This window comes from Methanofollis aquaemaris (genome assembly GCF_017357525.1).
Classification (GTDB): Archaea; Halobacteriota; Methanomicrobia; order Methanomicrobiales; family Methanofollaceae; genus Methanofollis; species Methanofollis aquaemaris.
Genome location: NZ_CP036172.1, coordinates 676,448 through 694,998 on the forward strand (window position 1 = coordinate 676,448; position 18,551 = coordinate 694,998).

Below are 18,551 nucleotides of genomic sequence, written 5' to 3' on the forward strand. Positions count from 1 at the left end.
TCATGGAGTGTAGTCTGCCCCGGTCCCCTGTCCGGGATGTATCCCTCAAAGGTGTGTGGTCTGCCGATCTGTTCATGGACGTTGATTAACACAAAGCGTTAATCAAACAATTATGTTTGATGACCTTCGAGGAAATATATCTTTCGTTTTGTCCCTCACCGTGAGAAATTCCATTTAAAATCTTTCAAAATCGAAAAAATGAGTGAAATACGCTCACTTTCTCACCGGGAAAATGCAGGTCAACCACCAGACATTAACTGAAGCGACGGATCAACATGATAATAACACTCCATACCGAAAAATATGACACCAAGGCTGTGGTCCTGTGCAGAATAACACAATACCGACAGAAGAAGGAAACGCTCAGATACAGGAGTGCAGAGACGCCCTTATACAGGTAAAAGAGGAAATGCAACGGGTGATCGTCGGGCAGGATGAGACGATCAGAGACCTCCTCACCGCCCTCGTCGCGGGGGGCAACGTCCTCCTCGAAGGGGTGCCGGGTCTGGCAAAGACCCTCACCGTCAGGACGCTCGCCGCCTGCACCGCATGCTCCTTCGCGCGCATCCAGTTCACGCCCGACCTCCTCCCCTCGGATATCACCGGCACGACTGTCTACCGCCAGCACGACGGCGTCTTCTCCCTGGTGAAGGGACCGGTCTTCCACAACATCGTCCTGGCAGACGAGATCAACCGCGCCCCGCCGAAGGTCCAGTCGGCCCTCCTCGAAGCGATGCAGGAGCGGCAGGTCACCATCCAGGGCGAGACCTGTGTCCTCCCAGACCCGTTCTTCGTCCTGGCCACCCAGAACCCGATCGAGTCCGAAGGAACCTACCCCCTCCCCGAGGCCCAGACCGATCGCTTCCTCTTCAAACTCATCATGGACTATCCTGGAGTGGAGGACGAGGTCGAGATCCTCGACCGGTTTGCCGCCAGGACCGAGGTCGCCCCTGCCTGTGTCCTCACCGTCCCCGAACTCCAGAACATTCAGGCCACCGCACGCGCCGTCCGCGCCGACCCGGCAGTGCGGGAGTACGCCACCAGGATCGTGGACGCCACCCGGCACCCCGACATATATGCCCTCAAGACCGGCGAGTACATCGAGTGGGGCGCCTCGCCGCGCGCCACCATCTCCCTGGTGCTGGGGGCCAAGGCCCGCGCCCTCCTGGAGGGGCGCACCTACATCGTCCCCCACGACATCAAGGCCGTTGCCCACAACGCCCTGCGCCACCGCATCCTTCTCACCTACACCGCAGACGCCTGCGGCGTCAGGAGCGACGCGATCATCGACGAGGTGCTCGGTGTCGTCGAGGTGCCGTGATGGAGACGGCCGCCGACCTGATCGCACGGGTGAGGCCGGTACCGCTGATGGCCCTTCTCCAGGCCGGCGGCACCTTTGCCGGCGGGCACCGTTCCCCCCTCGTCGGGCAGGGGATCGAGTTCGCCGGAATCAGGGCCTACGTCCCCGGCGACGACGTGCGCACCATCGACTGGAAGGTCACCGCCCGTCGCGCCGCCCCCTATGTCAGGGAATATACCGAAGACCGGGAGATGAACCTCTACATCGCCGTCGACTGCTCGGCTTCGGGAGGATTTGTCGGGGCCGGACAGAAAGACAAAACGATCATCGATACGGCGGCGGCCCTCGTCCTCGGCGCCGAGTCGTGCGGCGACCGGGTGGGACTCTGCCTCTTCTCCGACCGGATGGAAAACCTCATCCCGGCGCGCCGGGGACGGCGACATGTGGCCGTCCTCCTCTCAAGCCTCCTTGCGCGACTGCCCTTCTCTGGCCGCACCGACCTCCAGGCCGCGCTTGGCGCCCTTGCCCCGTCCCTTCCCCCCCTGAGCACCGTCCTCATCATCTCCGACTTCTTCACCCCGCCCTTCACCGAGGCGCTGAAGGTGCTCGGGAAGAAGCATCGGGTGGTGCTCCTCCGCGTCACCGACCCCAACGAAGAGAAACTCCCCGACCTCGGCCTCATCTCCCTCGAGGACGCGGAGAGCGGGGAGCAGATGATCGTCGATACCGCTGATCCCACCATCAGGCGGCGTTTCAGCGAGGCCTCGGCCGGACACGCACGCGACCTGGCCCTGGCCGCCGGCGAGTGCCGGGCCCCGCTGATCCCCCTCACGGCCGGGAACGACCTCAGAGAGACCCTGATGCAAGAGCGGGGGCGGCGCTGAGTGGCCGGATTCTCTCATCCCCTCTGGCTGCTCGGCCTCCTCGGCCTGCCTCTTCTGTATCTCCTCTACCTCAGGGCAGAGAAGACACGGAAGAGAGAAGCACTACTCTTCTCCGGCGTGACCCTTGTCAGAGAAGCGATCGGGGAGACAAAACCTTCCAGACGACCGCAGGCTCTCTTCCTCCTCACCCTCCTTGCTATCGCCCTCCTGGTCACCGGCCTCGCCGGTCCCCACCTCCCGCTGGAAGGGATGCATGAAGGAGTCTCGGTGGTGCTCGCGATCGATACCTCGGGAAGCATGGCGGCGACCGACTACCCGCCAAACCGCCTCTCGTCTGCAAAGTCGGCCGCAGAAAAACTGCTCGACGGACTGGAGAGCGAGGACTACGCGGGCGTCGTCATCTTCGAGAACGGTGCGATGAGCGCTGCCTACCTCTCACCCGACCACGAGCAGGTCATCGGAAAACTCCAGGCCATCAAACTCAGGGACGGCCCCACCGCCCTCGGCGACGGCCTCGCCCTCGCCGTGGACATGGCCGACGCCATCCCGAACCGGAAGAAGGTGGTCGTCATCCTCTCGGATGGGATGAACAATGCCGGCATCATCTCGCCGGCGCAGGCCGCCGGGTTTGCCGTGGAGCGGGGCGTCCGGGTCTACACCGTCGGCCTCGGGTCCGCAGGCCCGGTCGCCTTCGGGGCTGCGGAAGACGGATCCACTCAGTATGCCCGCCTCGACGAGAAGACGCTCAGGGAGGTGGCGGCGGCGACCGGCGGGAAATATTTCAGGTCGGTGGACGGCGACACCTTGCAGGAGATCTACGCCGCCCTGCCCGCCGAGATCGAGCGGGAACCCGAGGAGACCGATGTCGCCTGGGTCTTCTTCCTGACGGCCGTCATCGTTCTCCTCGCGGAATGCTGGCTGCGATATGGAAGGGGGCGGATCCTTCCATGACCCGACAATTCATTCTCCTTCTTCTTATCCTCACCGCGATCATCGGGACCGGATGCGCAGGGGACATCTCTTTCTCGGCACCGCAGAGCGAGTACGTCTTCCAGATCGGAGAGACCGGAGAGATCACGCTGGACGTCGCCAACTCCCTGGGGGCCGAGGTGCCCGGCACCCTCACCCTGGCGCTGACCCCGAAAGATGGAACCGTCGGTGCCGGCCGGAGCCAGGTCAGGAGCATCAAGGTCGGGGCCGGGGAAAACACCCTCGCCGTCGCGCTCGGCACCTCCGACCTCCCCGCGACCTTCGGGCTCGTGGTCACCTTTGAGTACAACGGGAAGGCGGCACACCTCTCGGGGGTGACCATCCGCTTCGTCGAGGAGGTCACGGAAGAAGACACGCAGGCCGAGGAGGAGACAAAGGTGACCTCGGTCGAGACGGCGGCGCCGCAGTCCCAGGAAGGAACGAGCAGCAGCCGGACCGGTTCTTCGTCGGCGACCGACCGGATGGTCCAGGCCGGGCAGATGCCGCAGGACGCCGACGCCCTCAGAGCAGGGATGGCGGAGGAGGACCGGGCGGTGCGGGAGGCGCGAGACGACCTCCTCGCCAGGGTGATGGCCGACCCGGTGGTCCTGCGTCTCGACCACCGGCTAAAGATCGACGGCTTCGAGAAGGCCGGACAGGACGCCGAGCCCGGGAGCGGAACATTCACCCTCACCTATCTGCGCGGCGAGGGCGAAGAGGCCAGGATCGACGGCGTGATGCACGACGACCTCGCCTATGCCTGCCTGGACTCGGCCGTCCCCATCCAGATCCCCGGCCTCGTGGCCGACAACCGGACCTTCCAGGAGTACGCCGGCCAGGTGACCGGCGAGGGATTGGTCCGCGGCAGGACGGTCATGAACCTCACCCAGGAGGATCAGTTTTATTCCTTCTCGTACGGCGAGGGGACGGCAGAGATCCGCACCTTCCTGAGAGGGGGCGCGATCAGAGAGGTGACTCTGGACTGGCAGATGAACTGGATCCCGCTCATCGCCCTGATGGCCGGATGCACCCTGCTCCTGGTCCTGGCCTACGCCACCTACCGGCGACGGCAGGAAGAGGCGCCGCCTCTTCCCCCTCCTGAAGAGAAGCGCACCCCTGCTCCCGGGCCGTCCCCGGCAGAGATCCTCGCCAGGGCGGAAGCCGACTTCGAGGCCGGCGAGAGGGTGCAGGCCTACCGAGGTGCGGCGCGGGCTCTCAGAGAAGAGATCTCACTGACCTGCGGGGGGGGCACGGAACTCACCGACGAAGAGACGATCGCTCTCCTCGCTGACACGGATCGAAGAACAGCAACCGTCCATGAAATACTTTCAAGGTGCAGCAAAGTCTCTTTTGGAGGGGATTCTCCATATAAGGCTGATTTCATGACGATCGTGACGGAGATCCGGGAGATCATCACGAATAAAGATGAATGTGTTTAATAATTCTGTTTAACATTTTTCATCTCCCTAAACTTCAAAACCCGATGATTTCACTGATGATTCTGAGATCAAATCCTGCAACCTTATTATCAACCTATACGAAAAAGTACACGAGATTTCAATGACAGTCTACGTAGCCATGGACGATACCGACAACCTCAACTCCCGCGGGACCGGGAGGCTCGCCAGGACCGTTGCAGCGGCCCTCGCCGGGGAGTACGAGGTCTTTGGCGTCACACGCCACCAACTCTTTGTCGACGATGCGATCCCCTATACCTCGCACAACTCATGTGCCGTCATCCACCTCCCGCATGCCGAAATGCAGGACGTTCCTGCGATCTTCGAGATCGCAGAGACGATGATGCTCGATGACTTCGTCGAGGGCAGCGACCCCGGCCTGGCCGTCGCCTCGGCCAGTCAGATCACGCCGGCCCTTCTCGCCTTCGGCAAGGACGCCAAGGGGAAGGTGCTCACCCAGGAGACGGCGCGAAGTCTTGCAAAGAACCTGGATATCATGCTCAAGGGTCTCGGCGGCACCGAGGACGGGGTCATCGGCTGCATGGCCGGGATTGGGCTTGCCCGTGCCGGGAACGACGGACGGTTCCTCCAGGTCGGGCGGGTCAGGGAGATCACCGGAGTGTCCACCGCCGAAGAACTTCTTGAGGCCGGGATCGACGCCATCATCACCCGTGACGGCAGGCAGGTCACGAAAGGGATCATCGAGGCACCGGAAGGGAAATCGGTGAAGCCCTGCCCGATCGGAGGCTGGGTCGTCCTCATCGTCGATGAACAGGACGGACACATCATCCCTGTGAAAAGAGATTGAGATGGAATTTCGCACCAGAGTCGTCGTCGCCTTTGCGCTTCTCGTCGCGATCGCAGCAACGGCTCTGGCGGTCCAGATCTCTGCCGAGGGACTCTATGGCCCTGAAACCGGCCGCGAACCTCCGGTCAGTTCGGACATGACCTTCTCGCGGGCCGACTTCCTCTACGGCCCGCAGGACTGGCGCCCGTACCTCACCCCCCTCTCCCTCAACACGCTCCCCGCCACCGGCGAGGACGAGCAGTGGTATTTCATGCTCGTCAGACTCAACGAGACGCCGCAGGGCGGCAACCCGGCCCTGTATACTCTACGCTCGGTCGCCGTCGACTATGACTTCAAAGACCTCTCCGGGACTGCCGCCTTCTATCTGTACGGCAAAAGGGCCGGGAGCGGGAGGACATGGACCAGCAGACAGGAGGGATATGGAGCCTCCGGGCTCCTGGTCACGGGGACGGCCGCACCCGGCCGCGGGATGCCGCAGGCCTCCCCGTTCAAGCACACCGGCGAGTGGGTGGAGATGAGACTTGCCAACACCCACGGCCTCGGCCCCGACGAAATCCCCACGGCGACCGTCGCCTTCTGGTTCCCGCAGAACAAAGTCGGGCAGGACGCCCTCCATATCACCACCGACCCAGCCCAACGCAAAGGCCAGGTCACCACCGACGCCGCCCCTTCGGGACGTTTCTTCATCACCCATACCGGGGGAAGCCAGGTCGGCGCTGTGTACCTCCTCGTCGCCGTGGACCGACCCCAACCCGACACCTTCTCACTCAGGCTCATGACGGAGGCGGTATGATGACCAGAAAAGAACCCTATTTCTCCCCCTATGAGATCGCCGTCCTCTCGCTCTGCGGCGCACTCATCTTTGTCTCGAAGGTGCTGATCAAAGTCCCGCTCCACTCGCCCGGCCACTCCAGTCTCTTTGTGGTGATCCCCTTCCTCGTCGGCTGCGGCGTGGTACGGAAACCCGGAGCCGCGACCTATATCGGCCTGATCACCGGACTGCTCGCCTCCTTCTTCGGACTCGAAGCCCTCCATCTCTTCGACGTCTTCAAGTACCTCGCCATGGGCCTGGTCATCGACGCCACCGCCCTGGTCTTCAACTTCAGGATGGACAACCCCGCCGTGGGCTTCATCGCCGGCGCCGCAGGGAGCATCGCAAAGATGGGGGTGAACTACAGCATCCACCTCCTCCTCGGCGTCCCGGCCACCTTCATCGTCCTCGGGGTCGGCGTGGCCTCGGTGACCCATCTCGTCTTTGGCGGGATCGGCGGGGTGATCGGCGCCCTTGTCATCGCCCGTCTCATCAGAGCAGGAGTGATCGCGGGTGCGCCCTCCTCATCCTGACCCCATCATCGATATCCATAGCCTCTCATGCACCTACCGGGACCGGGGCACGGTCCTGAAAGACCTCGACCTCTCCATCAGAGAGGGAGAGTTCGTCCTCCTTACCGGCCCTTCGGGTGCAGGGAAGTCCACGCTTCTCAGGTGCATCAACGGACTCTTTCAGCACGACGGGATACAGGGCACGGCCAGCGGCGAGGTGCGGATCTGCGGGATGGACCCGGCCGACACCCGCGTCTGTGACCTTGCACGCCTGGTCGGCACCGTATTCCAGGATCCCGACCACCAACTCTTCTCCAGCGATGTCGAGAGTGAGATCGCCTTCGGCCTCGAGCAACTCGGAGTGGACCCCGCAAAGATGAGGGGGCGGATCGAGGAAGCGGCCGGAGTTGTCGGGATCGAGCACCTCATCCAGAGAGAGGTGAACGCCCTCTCCTGGGGAGAACGGCAGCGGGTCGCCATCGCATCGGTCATCGCGATGCACCCAAAAATTCTCCTCCTGGACGAACCGACCTCGGGGATCGACCAGAGCGGCGCCGGACACCTCGTCTCGGTTCTGAAGAGGTTGAACGAGGAGATCGGGCTGACGATCGTCGTCGCCGAACACCGGTACGAACATTTTTCCAGGGTATGTTCCAGGCTCGTTTCAATCCAGGACGGCACGGTTTGCTATGATGGTCTGCCGGTGAGACCGGACCTGCAGGTATCGGAGCGCGACCAGGGCTCAGCGACCGGAGCAGATGTGCCCGACCGACCGCCCCTCCTCTCCTTTGAAGGGATCGTCTACACCTATCCCGGGGCCGCACGCCCGGCCCTCAACGGCGCCACGCTCTTGGTTCACGCCGGGGAGGTGGTCGTCCTCGCCGGCCCGAACGGGTCAGGGAAGAGCACGCTGCTCCGCCATGCCAACGGTCTCCTCACGCCTGACCGGGGTACGGTCAAGGTCGGTAAAGAGGAGATCAGAGGAAAGTCAGTGGCCGAGATCGCCTCTTCGGTCGGATTCCTGGCGCAGCATGCCGACACTCAACTTTTTGCCGAGACGATCGGGGACGAGATCTCCTTCGCACCGGAGAACCTTGGCTTCTCCCCGGAAAAAAAGGAGGCGTCGGTCAGTCGGGTGATGGGCGCCCTGGGCCTGGACCGGATCGGCCGTTTTGCCCATCCCCTCAACCTCTCGGTCGGCGAGAAACAGCGGGTGGCTATTGCGGGCATCCTTGCCATGGAGACACCGGTGCTTGTTCTCGACGAACCCACCCTCGGCCTCGACCCTGCCCGCAAGGCCGGACTCGCGGAAGGGTTGCGCCGCTTCGCGAGGGAAGGTAAAGCAGTGCTGGTCACCACCCATGACCACGAGTTCGCCACCCTCCTCGACGGGCGTGAGGTCAAGATGCAGGATGGGCGGGTCGTTCCAATGGGAGGAGAGCAGGGATGAAGCGTCAGAGAGGGGTGCATTATATCAAGGAGAGCACCTGGCTCCACCGCCTCGACCCGAGAACAAAACTGGTCGCCCTCGTCCTGCTCAGCATGGCGGCGATGGCGACCGAAGAGCCCCTCCCCCTTCTTCTCATCTTCGGGACCGTGCTCATCACCGCCGCACTCTCGCACATGACCCGTCCCTTCCTCGGGTCGCTGCGCCTCCTCATGCCGGTCCTCCTCTGTATCCTCATCATCGACGCCTTCTTCCCGCGGGCCGCCTGGGGGACGGTCTACTACTCAGCCGAATTCTGGATCTTCCACCCGGTCCTCTCCACCGGCGGACTCCTCTTCTCGGCGGCGATGTGTCTGCGCCTCCTCGCGGTCGGAGGATTTTCTTTTCTTTTCATCATGACGACCGCCTTCTCGGACTTCGTCAGGAGCCTACGAGCCTCAGGTCTCCCAAACACCCTGGCCTTCTCCCTGGGTTACGCCCTCAGGTCGGTTTCGGCCCTCACCGAGGATATCGGAAACATCATGGATGCCCAGCGGTCGAGGGCCCTTGAGTTCGACAGAGGAAATCTCGTCAAAAATCGGCATAAGATCCTGGCCCTTGCCGTGCCGGCGACTGTCTCGGTCCTCTCCAGGGCACGACAGGTCTCCGAAGCGATGCAGTGCCGGGGCTTCGGGGCCGCCGCACACCCGACCTGTTATCAGGTGCAGGGGGGAGGGTGGGAGGACGTCGCTCTGGTCGGGTGTGTCCTCCTTGGTGCCGCAGTCTCCTTCCTCTTATGATTGTCCGCAGACATTGAGCACTGCCTCCATCAGGGCCAGGGTACCCTCGACCCCGACGATCGGCCTGGCATGGAGGCGTACCCGCCCGCGCTGCGGGAAGGTGAGCCCGACGTACGGCACCCCGGGGGCGGCGGCATGTTCATATGAAGAGCCCAGGATGAGGTCGGGATCGGCCGCGGCGATGAGATCCTGCACTCCCTCCAGAGAGACGGCCGCCCCCTCGCCATTGCGCGGGGCAAGGCAGACGATCTCCGCATCGAGATAACGCCGCAGAGCGCGGGCGGCAAAGTCGGCATATGCCCGGCCCCCAAAGACCGCCACCGCAGGTGGGTCGTGACGGGAGAGGAACTTGTCGCAGAGATGATCGATCCGCTCCTCCGCGGCGTGCGCCTCCCCAACCACCGGCGTGGGATCAAGGTCCCACCGATCGGCGGCCGCCGAGATCGCGGCGACCGTCGCCTCCAGGCCGAGGAGCGAACCGGCGGCCCTGCCAACCCCGGAGGCAAGGTCGGGATTGGTCTGGAGGGTCACCGCGCCGCATCGCTTCACCTGTTCAAGGGGTCCGGCGGCGAGGGCCGCGGCCACCCGCCCCCCGACCAGGGTCACGAGCCGCTGTGTCTCATGGAGGTTGCCCAGGTAGAAAGGGTCGACCGGATTGAGCCCGTCGATGGTGAGCCCTTCCTCCTCAGCCCCCACCTCGGGGGCGACGGCCGCGAGCGCCCGCATATACCCTTCTTCCATCCTCCCGGCAAAGCCCGGACTGTCGACGACGAAGACGTCCATGCCGTCGAGCGCACCCCTGATGTCCTCGCCGATCACCGCCGGGACACAGGAGAGGACGACTGCCACCGGAAGGCCGGAGGAAGCCACTTCAGAGACGACCGAACGGAGGCGTTCCTCCGAGCCCATGATCACCTCGTCCTCGACAAGGAGGGTGGCATGCACGGGGCGCTTGAGAAGGGAGGCCGGGTAGAAGTAACAGCCCGACGAGCCGTGGATCACCACCTCCAGCCCGGTAAATCCCGAGAGGCAGGCGACCGCCCCGGTCATCGCGCACGGCCAGAGGGGATCGGGGCATGGGCACTCAGGCATGGACACGCCTCCTCCACCGGTGGAGCAGACGCCTGATCCCGGCCGTCCCGACCGGCGGGCTGTACGGAAGACTGACCCCTGCGCCGTCAGAATCGACCTGAAGATCAAGCGCTTCCATCACCCGCCGCACCGGTGTGCACTCCAGGGCCCTGAAAGTCATGGGATCGATGGAGAAGACCGAGCCGCGCAGATCTGCAAACGAGTCCAGCATCGCGCTCTGCCGCTCCTCTTCCCGGCGCACCGCCCCGTCGGTCCGCAGGCCCAGGAGCGTGCCAACCTCCTCCAGGAAGGCGATGCTCCCGTCAAGACCGATCGGAAACGAGGAAATGTACGGCGTGCCGAAACGCTCCTTCAGCGCCTCGCCCACCGGGGCCAGGGACGGTTCCCTGAGGACGTTGAGCCGACCAGTTCCGACCTGTTTGAGATCGGCATAGCGCACGTCCCGCACAAAGCGCAGCCCGACCTCAAGACCGAGGGACGCAAGCAACCGTTCCACCTCGGCGAAGTTCTCCTCCACCTCGTACTCCAGGTTCTTCTCCCCGATGATGGTGACCGTCTCCCCGGCCCCCTCGACCGGGTCGGCCTTTGCGGCCATGGTCGTGAGGGCCGCGTTCAGCCCATCGGAAAAGCAACCGCCAAGAAATCCGGCGGTCGGAAGCAGGACCACCGGGACACCGTAATCCTCGCTGCAGACCGAGGCGGCATCGTCCCCGATCGTTTCGGTGATGCAGGTGGTCAAGACGAAGATGACGCCCGGCCTCCTATCTGCCATCGCCCGGAGAGTTGCCGCCAGGTCTTCCTCGCCGCCGAAGATCACGCCCTGCTCGGAGAGCCTGGTCGGGACGATCTTCGGAATTGCGGGGTGCCCCTGCTCGGCCATGGCTGCATGAAGGAGAGAGACATTGTGGTGGGCGCAGCCCTCAGGGCCGTGTACCACCGTCACCGCGTCCTCTACCTGTGTCGTGATCGAGAGAGCACCGGTGAGGGTGCACCCCTCATATCTCTGCGAACTGGAGTGCGAGGTCTTCGAGTTCATCCATCTCAATAGGGGTGGGTATTGAAGTCCGATCGTTGGTGAGGACACGTCCGGCAAGTTCCTGGTACACCGCCGCCTGCTCGGAGTCGGGGGCGTATTCCATCACGGTCTGCTTGTGGACCTCGGCAAGTTGCACGGTGCGTGAACGTGGGATGTAGGCCACCATCTCGGAATTGATCCGCCGGGCAAACTCGCGGACCAGTTCTTCCTCGCCTGCCATGTTCTTTGCGTTGCAGATGACGCCGGCAAGACTGCAGGTCTGCTTCGAGCGCTTTGCAAGGCGTGCCACTGCCTTGGCGATGTTGTTTGCCGCATAGAGGGACATCAGTTCGCCTGAGGTGACCAGGTAGACCTCCTCGGCATAGCCTTCCCGCATCGGCATCGCAAACCCCCCGCAGACGACATCGCCAAGGACGTCGTAAACGATGACATCGCCCTGGAGCGCTCCGAGCCGTTCCAGAAGTCTGAAAGTGGCGATGATCCCACGGCCGGCACACCCGATCCCGGGCTCGGGACCGCCGGCCTCGACGCACCTCACGCCGGCAAAACCCTTACGGACCACTTCGTCGGTCGAGACGCTGTCCTCACCCTTCTCCCGTATGAGGTCAAGAACAGTCGGGATCCATACCCCCTGCATCAGCATCCTAGTGCTGTCTCTCTTCGGGTCGCACCCGATCTGGAGCACATCGAGTCCTTTTGCTCCCAGTGCTGCGGAGAGGTTTGCGGAAGTGGTGGATTTCCCGATACCCCCCTTCCCGTAGAGGGCGATCTGTTTCATATCCCGGTACTATAGGGATGCATCCGATATATAGTCGGTTGGTTTTAACACAAGAAATGTAGTTCACTCAGATCTGGAGAATCGGGCGGTATAATGGCTAATTACTATGATAATGATCTATTGGATTTATTCCATAGTGATGAATGAATACTTGGGCACCCCTGACCCTCTCGGAACTGATACACAGAGGGCAGATACACCTTCATAACGATCAGCCCTCTGCCTTCCCCGCCCACGCAATCCCCGAGGTTCCGGAGGCATCGCCCCGGCGCGAGCGTGGGGGAAGGCAAACCTTCAGACAGGCCGACCCACCAGAAGGATTCTCAACTGCCGTCTCACGCCGGGGGAAAAACCCGGATCCCTCATGGCGAGAATTGACAGGGCGGCGATTGAGCGGTGTTCCCACTCGCGGCCCTCTCACGACTGAAGGGATCGAGAGGTCCATCAGAGCCAGAAGATCCTCCGTCTCCTCACTCAAAACCCTTGACAAGGCCGACGAAGAGAACCAGGATCGGCACAAGTTCCAGACGGCCAAACCACATCAGGAAGATAAAGAGCCACTTGGAGCCCAGGCTCATATCAGGTGTGACAAAGCCGGTGCTGATCCCGTTGTTGCAGAAGGCCGAAACGATCTCGAAGATCACATTCGAGGACTCGAAGGGGGCGCCGTGCTCGAGGTGGAAAACGGCGATGGTGCAGATGAAGACGGTGAGGAAGTAGAGGATGATGATCAGCATGTTCTTCGAGACCTCGACTTCGGCGATGTTCTTCTGCACGGTCTTGCCCCCGTGCCTGAAGGGAACGACAACCTTGCCGGAGACGAAGATCCGCTTGAACCACCATGCAAGACTTTCGAGCCCGATAATCACCCTGGAGATCTTCATACCTCCGGCGGTCGACCCGGAAGAACCACCGATGAGCATGAAAATCACCAGGAAGAGAACCGTGACCGACGGCCAGGTATAGGGAGAGGTGTTCTGGAAACCGGTACTCGTGATCGCCGCGGTCGCCATGAAGAGACCCTGACGGACGGCGTCCATAGTCTCTGCGCCGGTGAGGTACACGAGATCGAGGGCGACGACCAGAAATCCGACACCGGTAAGAGCAAGGAGGGCGATGGCCTGACGGTCCCCGAAGAAACCGAACTTCCGGTTGTGATACATCAGGTAGTAGAGTTTGAAGGGCATCGCACCTGCGATCATCACCGGGATGAGAAGGAACTCGAGGTTCGCGTTCTGATAGAAGGGGATCCCCTCCGAGTGGACAGTGAATCCGCCGGTGGCGATGGCGGTCATTGCAAGGTTCGTGGCATCCCAGAGCGTGACACCGGAGAGGAGGACGAGTCCGATGGAGAGGAGCGTGATGATGATATAGATCCGCCACATCGCAAACCCGGTTGCGACGACACTCGGCATGAAGGCCTCGGTCCTGGCCTCTGAGCGGTACAGGCCCCGCTGGACAAGCCCCGAGCGGCTCGCCAGGGCGATGGTGAAGGCGACGATCCCGATCCCGCCGAGCCACTGCATGAAGGTCCGCCAGAAGAGGATGGTTTTGGGAGTGGCGTCGATGTCAGGGAGGAGGGTCATGCCGGTGTCGGTCCACCCTGACATCGCTTCAAAGATGCTGTCGGTGATCGGCATCCCGAGGCCGACGATGAAGGGGACCGAACCGATGGCGGCCGAGATGAGCCAGATAAGAGCGACGGCTGCAAGAGCCGCCGAGAGTTTGGCCTCGCGCGCAGGACGAGGCACCTGCATCAACAGTGAGCCAAGGACGACATAGATGATGGGGACAAGCCCCATAGGCAGGAGCATCTCCCATTCCCGATAGATGAGGGCGACAATGAGGGGGAGGCAGGTGACGACCCCCATAAACCTGAGGATCCTCCCGATATCAGGAGCGATAGCGGAGATATACTCTGACCTGTCCATCCAGACAAGGTTCTGCTCGTGACCTCTTATCCTTTTTCTTCTCTCTGGTTCATGGGGGGGTCTCTCCGCTCTTCGCCGGCGAGCACAAACCAGCGGTTGATGATCCGCCAGGCGAGAATGAGTTCTGCGACCTCGCCGGCCGGGAGATAGTGACGGTTCCGATAGACATCCACCCCCTCGGCACTGGTCTGTCGACCGATGGTCCTGGCAAGTTTTCTGATGGCCGAGTGGTTCAGTTCGCCGTCAAGGGTGATCGCGCTCATCTCCCTGCCGTCGAGGGAGGCGACCCTGTACCCAAGGCTGAACGGGCGGTCGGAGAGCATCAGGATCTCGCCGAGGTCGATGGAAAGACCGATCTCCATCGTTTGCCGAACCAGTGGTTTTTGATAGAGCGTGACCTGGTAGATGTCTTGCTCCAGACTCGCCTCGCGTCCGTAGCCCGAGCAGGCGATCCCGATCACCACATCGGCATATCTCCGTTGCGGGGCGATGTAGCGTTCGTAGTCAGGGAGGCGACCCTCCATCTCGGCGAGCACCTCTTCTCTCCGGTAGCCGCGCCGTTCCATATCGCGCCGCAGTTTCCAGAGCCTCTTGACTGCGGGGTCGGGGTCGACAAAGAGTGAAAAGTCAAGGAGGTCGCGCAGGGCCGGGGTGAAGAGAGTGTGGAGGCCCTCCAGGATGAGTACCCGCGCCGGGGAGAAGGGGACCGGTTCGGCAAAGGTGCCGATGGTGTGGTCGTAGACTGGTTTCTCGACCGACTCCCCGTCTCTCAAGCGCCTGACATGATCTGCCAGGAGGTCGAGGTCGTTTGCTTCAGGGACGAGGGGGGTGATCCCGAGTTTCCTGCGTTCCTCGCGATCGTAGCGGTGGTAGTCGTCGAGGGTGATGGTGGTGACAAGGTCGGGGCCGAAGATCGCCCTGATCGCACGGGTAAAGGTTGTCTTCCCTGACCCGCTGTCGCCCGCCACCCCGATGGTGAAGACTCGATCCGAACGGGCGAGTTGTTCCCTGAAGTTGGACGGTTTCATCATCCGAAATTATGAGCCCAGATGAATAAGAGTTGCGCGCACTTTTCTCCGAGGAGGATGAAATACGACCTGCCGAAATTCGAGAAGGGGTCTTCAGGCCAGGGGGTAGGTCTGCGGAGCGAACTCCCGAACCTTCGAATCAGCCCGGCATTCCAGCATATAGTCCAAATTTGATGGTTTTCCAACCATAAACATCTGATATTTCCCCAGAATCGCGCCGATTTCCGGTCAGACTCCCGGCACATACATCGGCGGAACACAATGGAAGATAGCCGAGGGGCGGCGATTGAACCGTATCCCCCCGGGTGCCCTGTCGCAATTGAGAGGGATCCATCCACACCTCGAAACAACAGAGCAAAAAAAATTATTTCCTATTCGTCCAGAGCCCGTGGATATTGCAGTAGATGCGGGTCTTCGCGTTGGTGTCGTCCAGCAGGAACTCAGCCTCAGGGGTATCGCCGGGTTTGAGTTTGTAGACACAGAGTTTGCGCCCCTTCCGCACCTCGACCCACTCGATGTGGTGCTTCTCCTCCATCGGGTGGGGGACACTTCCGATTCTGACCTTTATGCCGCCCGCAACCTTCTCAAGGACAGGCACATGCTTTTCCTTCCCGGCCTCCTCCCACTGCTCCTCCATTCTGACCATCGGCTGGCCGCAACAGACCAGTTCGCCGTCCCCGGCATGGGCGATCTTCACGACATTCCCGCATTTCTCACATTTATAGACGTCCAGGAGCTCGGTCATCATACATGCCTCCCTATGATCAGGGGACTACATCTTCATGCTTTTTAACGATTGTGTCGGCAAGTTCGACCAGCGCCGCAAGATCCTCGCCGCCCGGATAGCCCCGCACATAGACCGGTTCGATCATCTCGGCATCCAGGTGGGAGAGCGTCTCCGTGAGATGTTGCACCGTCTTCCCGCCCCAGCCGTACGAACCGATAACCGAGATGAATTTCGTCTTCGGCCTGAGAATCGAGAGGAGGTACGAGGCATGGACCGCCGCCGGGTGCGGGCCGAAGAGCACGGTCGGCGCCGCAAAGACGATCGTCGCGGCGTCGACGGCCGTCATCGCTACCTCACCGAGGTCGGCCCTGGTGAGGTCGTAGGGTTGCACCTCGACACCCCGCTCGATGAGGGCGTCGGTGAAGAAGGAGACCATCTTCGCGGTGCTCCCATGCATCGAAACATAGGGGATGAGGACCAGGTTCTTGACCGCATCAGAGGTCCACTCCGCATAGGAATCGAGGATGGGTATGGGATCGCGGTGCAGGGGTCCGTGGCTCGGGGCGATGACCTGCAGGTCAAGAGCGCTCACCCGTTCGAGGGCCGCCCTGACACTTGCCCTGAAGGGCATCATGATCTCGGCATAGTAGCGTTTTGCCGCCGGGAGGATCCGCATGAAGTCGTCGGCATAGAGTTCGCTGGTGGCGAGGTGAGAGCCGAAGAGGTCGCAGGAGAAGAGGATCCCGTCCTCGCGCTCATAAGTGAGCATCGTCTCAGGCCAGTGGACCCAGGGCGTGACCATGAACTCAAGAGTCTTGCCCCCGAGGTCGAGGCTCTCCCCGTCCTTGACGATCCGGATACGATCTTCTGGCACGAGGAGCAGGCGCACCAGGAGATCCCGGCACTTCTCGTCGGCGATGACCGTCGCCGAAGGGAACATCTCCAGGAGGAGCGGGAGTGTTCCCGAGTGGTCCTGCTCGGCATGGTTGATCACGATGTAGTCAAGGGAACCGAGCCCAAGCCGCATCAGGTTCTTGAGGATCTCCTCCTCGAACTTCGGGTCGACGGTGTCGATGAGCGCCGTCTTCTCGCTCCCCTTCACCACAAAGGCATTGTAACTCGTCCCCTGCGGGGTGCCGATCAGGGCGTCGAAGAGGCGCAGGTTCCAGTCGACGGCCCCAACAGCGTGGACGCCGGGCGCGATCTCACGTACCGCCATGCTCAGTCCACCGGCCTGAACTTATCCTTCACCGCCCCGCAGACCGGGCACATCCAATCATCGGGCAGGTCTGCAAACTCGGTTCCCGCAACGACACCTTGGCCGGGTTCTCCTTTCGCCAGGTCATAGAGATGACCACATATCGAGCACTTGTATTTTGTCATAGTATCACCTCCACAGTCGTCATTTTCTGCTATAAGTCTTCGTATCAGGAGAGATCCGAACATGCAGGAAAGGGAGGCCCTTCCCGCCGCCGGATGATTTCGTATCGGCTCAGTTCATCTTCACAAAATCACTCTTCGCCGCCCCGCAGACAGGACACGCCCAGTCGTCGGGGAGGTCTTCAAAGGGGGTACCCGGCTCGACAGCACCGTCGGGGTCTCCTTTCTCAGGGTCGTAGATATACCCACAGATTGTGCATTGATAACGGTCCATGGTTCACCGTTCTTCACCTCGCACCTTTTCTCATATATTTTTTCCGAAACGGCCCCGGACCGTCAGATCATCAGGAGCCAGGCCGCATATACCGCCCCCTGCACAAGACTCAACGGGACACCAAGCCGCACGAACGCACCAAAGCCCAGGATGACCCCGCGACGTTCGGCACCCTGTACGATGATGACATTGCTCGCCGCCCCGAGGAGGGTCAGGTTTCCGGCGATAGTACTCCCGGCGGCAAGGGCAAGCAGGTGTTCGGGGCCTGCACCGGCCTGCTCAAGGAGAGGGAGGGCGAGGGCGACAAAGGGGACGTTGGAGATGATCTGACTGGCGATCATCCCGGTTGCGATGATGGCCGGGACTCCGAGAGTTGCAGGATCCCCCCACCCAAATACCTCCTCAAGGGCGCCGCTCTCCCGCACTCCCTCCATCACGACGAACATGGCAGCGAAGAAGACGAGCGTCGGCCAGTCCACTCTGTGGAGAAGAGCGGTTCGCCACCTGGAGAGAAGGAAGGGGATGGAGGCCGATGCGGCGACGGCAGCGAGAGGGATCGCGACCCCCAAAAATACATGAGAGATGAAGGCCCTGACCGTCAGGATGAGCACGACGGTCAGGAGGGAGAGGCGGAGCAGGCCGACAAGAGCATGGTCTCCGGCAGGTGACACCGGGGCACGCCCGCACGGCCGCCCCCATTCGTCCCTGGCGGCACCGTAGAGCACGGCACAGACAACAACGAGAGCGATTGCGGTCGGAGGGGCAAGCACGATGAAGAACTGAACGAAGGGTTCGGAAAAACCACCGTGTGCCGCCACCAGCAGATTCTGCGGGTTGCCGACCGGACTGGCGACACTCCCGGTGGTCACCCCGAAGGCGAGAGCGGTCAGGAGGAGGTGAGGTTTGATCCCGGCATGCCTGGCATAACTCAGAAGGAGCGGGGTGCCGATGACGGCGATCGTATCGTTGGTGAGAAGCGCGGCGCCGACCGCGGCCAGGACGACGACAAGCGTCACCAGTGTTCCGGTCGTCCCGGCCCTGCCGAGAAGTTTCCCGGCGAAGGCGGCAAGCCACCCGCTCTCCTCAAGGGCGGCGCCCAGGAGCAGGACAGAGAAGAGAAAGATCATCACCTCCGGGTCGACGGCCATGACCGCGGCGGCAGGGGTCACGGCACCGGAGAGGAGCATGGCAACGGCTCCTCCAAGCATGATCTGCCAGATCGCCGGAGGCGGGGTGAGCACCTGCCTGAAGGCAATGAGGAGAAAGACCACCAGGGCGATGACGAGAGAAATATGCGTGCCAGCAAAGTATGTTCTCAAAAGAGATCTCTTTTCCCAT

19 protein-coding genes and 1 pseudogene are annotated in these 18,551 nt (G+C 62.1%); 10 read left to right on the forward strand and 10 right to left on the reverse strand.

Going from position 1 to position 18,551, the window contains the following annotated elements; genetic code table 11:
* Nucleotides 1-325 precede the first annotated feature (325 nt).
* From RJ40_RS03180 to RJ40_RS03220, 10 genes and pseudogenes are all read left to right on the forward strand, one after another.
* Nucleotides 326-1,321, forward strand: a complete 996-nt coding sequence (locus RJ40_RS03180; RefSeq protein ID WP_322743890.1) for an AAA family ATPase — start codon at nucleotides 326-328, stop codon at nucleotides 1,319-1,321.
* A complete protein-coding gene (locus tag RJ40_RS03185; protein WP_265581910.1) occupies nucleotides 1,321-2,184 on the forward strand; it encodes a DUF58 domain-containing protein in 864 nt (287 codons plus the stop codon). The genes RJ40_RS03180 and RJ40_RS03185 overlap by 1 nt, the downstream gene beginning before the upstream one ends.
* Nucleotides 2,185-3,135 (forward strand): vWA domain-containing protein, encoded by a 951-nt coding sequence (locus RJ40_RS03190; RefSeq protein ID WP_265581911.1) that lies wholly within the window; start codon nucleotides 2,185-2,187, stop codon nucleotides 3,133-3,135.
* On the forward strand, nucleotides 3,132-4,592 hold the full coding sequence (locus RJ40_RS03195; RefSeq protein ID WP_265581912.1) for a hypothetical protein: 1,461 nt from the start codon (nucleotides 3,132-3,134) through the stop codon (nucleotides 4,590-4,592). Before RJ40_RS03190 ends, RJ40_RS03195 begins: the two co-directional genes overlap by 4 nt.
* A 121-nt stretch (nucleotides 4,593-4,713) precedes the next feature.
* Nucleotides 4,714-5,418 carry an ABC transporter substrate-binding protein gene (locus tag RJ40_RS03200; RefSeq protein ID WP_265581913.1) on the forward strand — a complete coding sequence of 235 codons (705 nt, stop codon included), beginning with the start codon at nucleotides 4,714-4,716 and terminating at the stop codon, nucleotides 5,416-5,418.
* A gap of 1 nt (nucleotide 5,419) precedes the next feature.
* The gene (locus RJ40_RS03205) at nucleotides 5,420-6,211 is read left to right on the forward strand and encodes a hypothetical protein (RefSeq protein ID WP_265581914.1); all 792 of its coding nucleotides are present in this window, start codon (nucleotides 5,420-5,422) and stop codon (nucleotides 6,209-6,211) included.
* Nucleotides 6,208-6,762 carry an ECF transporter S component gene (locus RJ40_RS03210; protein ID WP_265581915.1) on the forward strand — a complete coding sequence of 185 codons (555 nt, stop codon included), beginning with the start codon at nucleotides 6,208-6,210 and terminating at the stop codon, nucleotides 6,760-6,762. Before RJ40_RS03205 ends, RJ40_RS03210 begins: the two co-directional genes overlap by 4 nt.
* Nucleotides 6,743-7,264: pseudogene (locus tag RJ40_RS13065) on the forward strand (energy-coupling factor ABC transporter ATP-binding protein); the annotation flags it as partial. The gene RJ40_RS03210 and the pseudogene RJ40_RS13065, both read left to right, overlap by 20 nt.
* Nucleotides 7,238-8,191 (forward strand): ATP-binding cassette domain-containing protein, encoded by a 954-nt coding sequence (locus RJ40_RS03215; protein WP_449405522.1) that lies wholly within the window; start codon nucleotides 7,238-7,240, stop codon nucleotides 8,189-8,191. The pseudogene RJ40_RS13065 and the gene RJ40_RS03215, both read left to right, overlap by 27 nt.
* Nucleotides 8,188-8,967 carry an energy-coupling factor transporter transmembrane component T family protein gene (locus RJ40_RS03220; RefSeq protein WP_265581917.1) on the forward strand — a complete coding sequence of 260 codons (780 nt, stop codon included), beginning with the start codon at nucleotides 8,188-8,190 and terminating at the stop codon, nucleotides 8,965-8,967. Before RJ40_RS03215 ends, RJ40_RS03220 begins: the two co-directional genes overlap by 4 nt.
* Here the strand turns inward: RJ40_RS03220 and RJ40_RS03225 are convergent.
* The 10 genes from RJ40_RS03225 to RJ40_RS03270 all read right to left on the reverse strand — a co-directional run bounded on the left by RJ40_RS03225 (nucleotide 8,962) and on the right by RJ40_RS03270 (nucleotide 18,532).
* Nucleotides 8,962-10,059 (reverse strand): nitrogenase component 1, encoded by a 1,098-nt coding sequence (locus RJ40_RS03225; protein WP_265581918.1) that lies wholly within the window; start codon nucleotides 10,057-10,059, stop codon nucleotides 8,962-8,964. The two genes, RJ40_RS03220 and RJ40_RS03225, sit on opposite strands and share 6 nt — an antisense overlap.
* A complete protein-coding gene (locus RJ40_RS03230) occupies nucleotides 10,052-11,095 on the reverse strand; it encodes a nitrogenase component 1 (protein WP_265581919.1) in 1,044 nt (347 codons plus the stop codon). The genes RJ40_RS03225 and RJ40_RS03230 overlap by 8 nt, the downstream gene beginning before the upstream one ends.
* Nucleotides 11,055-11,873 carry a Ni-sirohydrochlorin a,c-diamide reductive cyclase ATP-dependent reductase subunit gene (gene cfbC, locus RJ40_RS03235; protein WP_265581920.1) on the reverse strand — a complete coding sequence of 273 codons (819 nt, stop codon included), beginning with the start codon at nucleotides 11,871-11,873 and terminating at the stop codon, nucleotides 11,055-11,057. The genes RJ40_RS03230 and cfbC overlap by 41 nt, the downstream gene beginning before the upstream one ends.
* 470 nt (nucleotides 11,874-12,343) lie before the next feature.
* Nucleotides 12,344-13,804 carry a TrkH family potassium uptake protein gene (locus tag RJ40_RS03240; RefSeq protein WP_265581921.1) on the reverse strand — a complete coding sequence of 487 codons (1,461 nt, stop codon included), beginning with the start codon at nucleotides 13,802-13,804 and terminating at the stop codon, nucleotides 12,344-12,346.
* Nucleotides 13,805-13,830: 26 nt separating this feature from the next.
* Nucleotides 13,831-14,835, reverse strand: a complete 1,005-nt coding sequence (locus tag RJ40_RS03245; RefSeq protein WP_265581922.1) for a phosphoribulokinase — start codon at nucleotides 14,833-14,835, stop codon at nucleotides 13,831-13,833.
* Nucleotides 14,836-15,196: 361 nt separating this feature from the next.
* Nucleotides 15,197-15,580 (reverse strand): desulfoferrodoxin, encoded by a 384-nt coding sequence (locus tag RJ40_RS03250; RefSeq protein ID WP_322743891.1) that lies wholly within the window; start codon nucleotides 15,578-15,580, stop codon nucleotides 15,197-15,199.
* A 16-nt stretch (nucleotides 15,581-15,596) separates the two neighbouring features.
* Entirely contained in the window at nucleotides 15,597-16,778 is a 1,182-nt protein-coding gene (locus RJ40_RS03255) for an FprA family A-type flavoprotein (RefSeq protein ID WP_265581923.1), read from the reverse strand.
* A 2-nt stretch (nucleotides 16,779-16,780) separates the two neighbouring features.
* A complete protein-coding gene (locus tag RJ40_RS03260) occupies nucleotides 16,781-16,942 on the reverse strand; it encodes a rubredoxin (RefSeq protein WP_265581924.1) in 162 nt (53 codons plus the stop codon).
* A gap of 109 nt (nucleotides 16,943-17,051) precedes the next feature.
* Entirely contained in the window at nucleotides 17,052-17,213 is a 162-nt protein-coding gene (gene rd, locus RJ40_RS03265) for a rubredoxin (RefSeq protein ID WP_265581925.1), read from the reverse strand.
* Nucleotides 17,214-17,275: 62 nt separating this feature from the next.
* Nucleotides 17,276-18,532 carry an SLC13 family permease gene (locus tag RJ40_RS03270; RefSeq protein WP_265581926.1) on the reverse strand — a complete coding sequence of 419 codons (1,257 nt, stop codon included), beginning with the start codon at nucleotides 18,530-18,532 and terminating at the stop codon, nucleotides 17,276-17,278.
* Nucleotides 18,533-18,551: the final 19 nt, after the last annotated feature.

Coding starts and splice junctions, on each gene's coding strand:
- RJ40_RS03185 (WP_265581910.1), top strand. CDS start 1,321: ATGGAGACGGCCGCCGACCTGATCGCACGGGTGAGGCCGGTACCGCTG.
- RJ40_RS03195 (WP_265581912.1), top strand. CDS start 3,132: ATGACCCGACAATTCATTCTCCTTCTTCTTATCCTCACCGCGATCATC.
- RJ40_RS03200 (WP_265581913.1), top strand. CDS start 4,714: ATGACAGTCTACGTAGCCATGGACGATACCGACAACCTCAACTCCCGC.
- RJ40_RS03205 (WP_265581914.1), top strand. CDS start 5,420: ATGGAATTTCGCACCAGAGTCGTCGTCGCCTTTGCGCTTCTCGTCGCG.
- RJ40_RS03210 (WP_265581915.1), top strand. CDS start 6,208: ATGATGACCAGAAAAGAACCCTATTTCTCCCCCTATGAGATCGCCGTC.
- RJ40_RS03215 (WP_449405522.1), top strand. CDS start 7,238: ATGCACCCAAAAATTCTCCTCCTGGACGAACCGACCTCGGGGATCGAC.
- RJ40_RS03220 (WP_265581917.1), top strand. CDS start 8,188: ATGAAGCGTCAGAGAGGGGTGCATTATATCAAGGAGAGCACCTGGCTC.
- RJ40_RS03225 (WP_265581918.1), bottom strand. CDS start 10,059: ATGCCTGAGTGCCCATGCCCCGATCCCCTCTGGCCGTGCGCGATGACC.
- RJ40_RS03230 (WP_265581919.1), bottom strand. CDS start 11,095: ATGAACTCGAAGACCTCGCACTCCAGTTCGCAGAGATATGAGGGGTGC.
- cfbC (WP_265581920.1), bottom strand. CDS start 11,873: ATGAAACAGATCGCCCTCTACGGGAAGGGGGGTATCGGGAAATCCACC.
- RJ40_RS03240 (WP_265581921.1), bottom strand. CDS start 13,804: ATGGACAGGTCAGAGTATATCTCCGCTATCGCTCCTGATATCGGGAGG.
- RJ40_RS03245 (WP_265581922.1), bottom strand. CDS start 14,835: ATGATGAAACCGTCCAACTTCAGGGAACAACTCGCCCGTTCGGATCGA.
- RJ40_RS03250 (WP_322743891.1), bottom strand. CDS start 15,580: ATGATGACCGAGCTCCTGGACGTCTATAAATGTGAGAAATGCGGGAAT.
- RJ40_RS03255 (WP_265581923.1), bottom strand. CDS start 16,778: ATGGCGGTACGTGAGATCGCGCCCGGCGTCCACGCTGTTGGGGCCGTC.
- RJ40_RS03260 (WP_265581924.1), bottom strand. CDS start 16,942: ATGACAAAATACAAGTGCTCGATATGTGGTCATCTCTATGACCTGGCG.
- rd (WP_265581925.1), bottom strand. CDS start 17,213: ATGGACCGTTATCAATGCACAATCTGTGGGTATATCTACGACCCTGAG.